Source organism: Micrococcus sp. LASM2_SD2 (genome assembly GCF_057364565.1).
Genome location: NZ_JBNFOB010000200.1, coordinates 1 through 4,479, shown reverse-complemented (window position 1 = coordinate 4,479; position 4,479 = coordinate 1). Strand labels below are relative to the sequence as shown.

Genomic DNA, 4,479 nt, shown 5'->3' with positions numbered 1-4,479 from the left:
CCGCGGCAGGCCCGCATCACCCGGCCCCGGGCGCGGACGCCGGCGGCTCAGAGGCTGGAGAGTCCGCGCCAGAGCATGGTGGAGGTGACCTCGGCGGCCTGCTCGAGGGTCGGCCGGGTGGTCGCGTCGGCCTCGTCGGCCCACCAGCGGGCGGCCTCGATCATGTACGCCACCAGGCCGCGCGAGACGAGCTCGGCCTCGTCGGAGGTGACCGTCGAGTCCTCCTCGAGCAGCTTCGCGATGTGACGGGCCAGGGTGCCCTCGATGACCTCGCAGCGCTGCTGCACCTCCGGGTCGTGGGTGAGGCCCGAGGACATGAGCAGACGGTGCCGGCGGCTCGGGTCGGACACGTAGGTGTAGACGGCGGTGACCGTCTCCCGGGTGCGCTGCCTGTTCGCCCGGTCCGTGGAATCCGCGGATCCGTGGTCCGCGGACAGCACCTCGGAGATCTGCTGCACCAGGTCCTCGACCTCGACGTCCAACAGGTGCAGGAAGAGCTCGTGCTTGCCGGGGAAGTGCTGGTACAGGACGGGCTTGGAGACGGCCGCGGACTCGGCGATCTGGTCCATGGACGTGTGGGCGTAGCCGTGTTCCACGAACAGCGCGCGGGCCACCTCCACGAGCTGCTGACGACGCTCGGCTCGGGGCAGGCGTGCGGCACGCGCGGGTGCGTTCATGCGCTGCGCTCCGCCGTGTCCGGATCCCGCTTCGCCACCGGGCAGGCGGATGCGGCGTCCTGGACCGGCTCGGAGGCCGGGACGGCGATGTCGAACAGGGCCTCGAGGGCGCGCTCGTACTCCTCCAGCCGGCCCTCGGCGGCCATGCGCCGGGCGCGGACGGTGGGGGTGTGCAGCAGCTGGCGGACCATGTGCCGCAGTGCGAACTCGATCTCCTCCGCCGGCGCCGTGCAGCCGTGGCGGCGGCGCACGCGGTCCAGCTCGGTGTCCAGCGCCGCGAGCGTGTGCTCGCGCAGCGCCTTGATCGCGCCGTCCGCGGTGCGCCCGCGCTGGGAGTCGGTGAACCCCGTCAGTGACGACTCCACCAGGGCACGGGCCTCGGCCACGGCGGATGCGGCCTGCTCCGGGGCCGCCAGGCGGACGTCCTCGAGGGTGATCAGGTCCACCTGGTCCAGATCCGCCACCGCCGGATCGAAGTCGCGGGTCAGGGCGAGGTCGACCAGGGTGACGGGGTGGGTGGCGCCCTCACGCAGCGCCACGAGCTGCTCGGGGGAGACCTGACGCCCGGAGCCGGAGCAGCCGACCACCACGTCCGCCTCGGCCAGGGCGCCGGCGATGTGCTCGCCGCCCAGGGCCATGGCCCAGCCGCCGCGGTCGGCCACGAACTGCTCGGCGCGTCCGGAGGCCGAGTGGACGGCCACGGCGGTCGCGCCGCGGTCGGCGAGCTGAGCGAGGGTGGTGCCGGCATACGAGCCGGTGCCGATCAGCAGGACGTTCGCCTCGGACCAGAACCGTCGGGCGTCCTCCGCGGTGCCCACGCCGCGCAGGTCCTCGGCCAGATCCAGGGCGACCGTCACCACGGAGCGGCCGGTCGCGCCCAGGGCGGTCTGGGAGCCCACGTCCTTCGCCGTGCGGGTGGCGCCCTCGAACAGGCGCACCAGGGGGCCGGTGGCCGTACCGGCCTCACGGGCCTCCACGAGGGCCCGGCGCACCTGGCCGGCGATCTCGCGCTCGCCGACGACGGCGGAGTCCAGGCCGGAGGCGACCTCGAACAGGTGGCGGACGGTCGCGTCGGCGCCGAGCGGCCGGAAGGTACCGTCCACGGTGGCGTACGGCAGGTCGGTCTCTGCGGCGATCGCCTTCACCAGGGTGTTGTGGGTGCGGGACACGTCGCCGTCGTCCGCGTCCGCGTAGACCTCCACCCGGTTGCACGTGGCCAGCACGACGGCCCGCCCGCGCCGGAGGCGGGCAGGGCGGAGAGCACGGACGCCGCGCCGGCGGAGAGCCGGGCGACCGTGTCCAGGTCGACGTCCTTGTGCGAGGCGATCAGCGAGAAGAGTGTCACAGCGCCGTCCATCCTAGCCGTGGGCTCGGCCGGAGTCATCGAGGCGAGGCTCACGTCCCTGCCGCGCACGGGCCGGGTGAGGGGTGCGGAGGTGACGCATGCCACGTCGGGCGGGGCGGCCGTCGTCGTCCATCCGAACGCCGCGGCCGAGGATGGAACAATGGGGCGCATGACCGCTGAGACCTCCGCCTGCACCCCGTCCGCGGCGGCCGCAGCCCTGCCGGCCGACCATCCGCTCCGCACCACGGATCCCGCGCGATCCACCGCCGGTGCACCCCTGATCCGTGCCCTGCGCGGACGGCGACCGGAGCGTCACCCGGTGTGGTTCATGCGCCAGGCCGGACGTTCGCTGCCGGAGTACAAGAAGGCGCGCGAGGGCATCGGGATGCTCGATTCCTGCGTCATGCCGGGCCTTGTGAGGGAAATCACGATGCAGCCGGTCCGCCGGCACGACGTGGACGCCGGCATCTTCTTCTCCGACATCGTGGTGCCGCTTCGGCTGGCCGGGGTGGGCGTCGAGATCGTCTCCGGCGTCGGCCCCGTGCTGGACCACCCCGTGCGCACCGCCGCGGACGTCGCGGCCCTTCCGGACCTCGAGGACTCGGCGCTGGACGTCATCCGCGAGGCCGTCCGGCTCACCGTGGACGAGCTCGGGCCCCGACCGCTCATCGGCTTCGCCGGCGCCCCCTTCACGTTGGCCGCCTACATGGTGGAGGGCCGCCCCTCCCGCGACCACTTCGGCCCGCGCCGCATGATGCACGCGGATCCGGACACGTGGAACGCGCTGGCGGCCTGGGCTTCCCGCGTCTCCGGCCAGTTCCTGCGGGCGCAGATCGAGGCTGGGGCCTCGGCGGCGCAGCTCTTCGACTCCTGGGCCGGCTCGCTGTCCGCAGCGGACTACGTGGACCATGTGCAGCAGCACTCCGCCGCCGCGTTCGCCGCCGTGGCGGACATCGCCGGCCCGGCCGCGGACGGCGGAGCCCCCCTGCTGCACTTCGGCATCGGCACCGGGGAGTTCCTGCACCACCTGCGCGACGCCGGCGCGACCGCCGTGGGCGTGGACCACCGCATCTCGCTGGAGGAGGCCCACCGCCGCCTCTCCGCGAACGTCGGACCGGACGGCCGCGGCGCCGTCCCGGTGCAGGGCAACATCGACCCGGCTCTGCTGGACGCCCCGTGGGAGGTGCTCGAGGCCCACGTCCGCGAGGTGGTGGCCTCCGGCGCGGCCGCTCCGGGCCACGTGGTCAACCTCGCCCACGGCGTGCCGCCGGAGACCGACGCGACCGTGCTCACCCGCGTGGTCGAGCTGATCCATTCCCTTCCGGTGCCGGAGCGCCCGGCCGCAGGAAAGGAGCACGCATGAAGATCCCGGACACCCCCGTGCAGGACCTCTCGACGCCGGACGCCGCCGCCCCGGACGCGGCCGACTCCGTCGCCGGCCCGGCGGACGGACCCGGCATCGCGCTGGTGATCGGCGGCGGCATCGCCGGCCTGCTCTCCGCCCTGCGGCTGCGCCAGGCAGGCTGGGAGGTGACCCTCGCCGAGGCCACCTCCGTGCTCGGCGGCGCCGTGTCCCCGCGGTACCTCGCCGTCCCGTCCGAGGACGAGCACGGTGCGCCCCAGGAGCAGACGCTCGAGCTGGACGGCGGCGCCGAGGCCTTCGCGCTGCGGGGGACCGCCGTGCAGGAGCTCCTGCACGAGCTCGGCATCTACGAGCGCATCATGTCCCCGGCGGCCGGCGGCTCCTGGATCCACGCGGCCGAGGGCTCCTTCCCGTCTCCGCGGCTGGGCCTGCTCGGCATCCCGGGCGACCTGGACGCCGAGGACACCGCCGCGGCCCTCTCGGCCGACGGGCTGGCCCGCGCCCGGCAGGACCTGACCGCACCGGTGGACGCCTGGGCCGAGCGCATCGCCGCCGGTGAGGAGATCACCATCGGCGAGCTCGTGGCGGACCGGCTCGGCGACGAGGTGCTCCGCCGCCTCGTCACCCCGGTGGTGGCCGGTGTCCACTCGGCCGACCCGTCCACGGTGGACGTCCGCCGCGTCGTCCCGGGCCTGCTCGAGGCGTTCGTGGAGCAGGGGAGCCTGTCCGCCGGCGTGGCCGCCCTGCGCGGCCAGCACACTCCCGGTTCGCTCGTGGCCGGCCTGGACGGCGGCATGAACATCCTCACGGGCCGCCTCGTGTCCCGCCTGCGGGACACCGGGGTGACGGTCCTGCGCGGCGTCCGGGTGGCCGCCCTCAAGCACTTCGCCGACCGCGGCCAGTGGTGGGCCCAGATCAGCGACCGCAACGAGGAGGTCCTCCGAGGCCTCGAGGCCGACCGGGTCGTCCTGGCCGTGGACGGCCCCAACGCCTGGCAGCTGCTCGCCCCGGCCTCCCACCGGGGCCCTGGACCCCCGACGACGGCCCGCACCTGGCGGACGGCGTCGCCCTCGTGACGCTGGTGGTGGACGCCG

At 74.7% G+C, this 4,479-nt stretch carries 3 protein-coding genes and 1 pseudogene; 2 read left to right on the top strand and 2 right to left on the bottom strand.

Going from position 1 to position 4,479, the window contains the following annotated elements; translation table 11 throughout:
• Positions 1–47 precede the first annotated feature (47 nt).
• Both AC2W7A_RS09840 and AC2W7A_RS09835 read right to left on the bottom strand, forming a co-directional pair.
• Positions 48–677: a TetR/AcrR family transcriptional regulator gene (locus AC2W7A_RS09840; protein WP_485991202.1), complete on the bottom strand. Its 630-nt coding sequence runs from the start codon at positions 675–677 to the stop codon at positions 48–50.
• Positions 674–2,022 (bottom strand): annotated as a pseudogene (locus AC2W7A_RS09835) (glutamyl-tRNA reductase). Before AC2W7A_RS09835 ends, AC2W7A_RS09840 begins: the two are co-directional and overlap by 4 nt.
• Before the next feature lie 169 nt (positions 2,023–2,191).
• Here AC2W7A_RS09835 and hemE point away from each other — a divergent pair.
• Complete coding sequence (hemE, locus tag AC2W7A_RS09830; protein ID WP_485991201.1) at positions 2,192–3,385, top strand: uroporphyrinogen decarboxylase; 1,194 nt, start codon at positions 2,192–2,194, stop codon at positions 3,383–3,385.
• The gene (locus tag AC2W7A_RS09825; protein WP_485991200.1) at positions 3,382–4,461 is read left to right on the top strand and encodes a protoporphyrinogen/coproporphyrinogen oxidase; all 1,080 of its coding nucleotides are present in this window, start codon (positions 3,382–3,384) and stop codon (positions 4,459–4,461) included. The genes hemE and AC2W7A_RS09825 overlap by 4 nt, the downstream gene beginning before the upstream one ends.
• The last annotated feature ends 18 nt before the right edge of the window (positions 4,462–4,479 follow it).

Bases quoted from the DNA above. Each gene is read 5' to 3' on its own strand.
- AC2W7A_RS09840 (WP_485991202.1), bottom strand. From the start codon at position 677: ATGAACGCACCCGCGCGTGCCGCACGCCTGCCCCGAGCCGAGCGTCGT.
- hemE (WP_485991201.1), top strand. From the start codon at position 2,192: ATGACCGCTGAGACCTCCGCCTGCACCCCGTCCGCGGCGGCCGCAGCC.
- AC2W7A_RS09825 (WP_485991200.1), top strand. From the start codon at position 3,382: ATGAAGATCCCGGACACCCCCGTGCAGGACCTCTCGACGCCGGACGCC.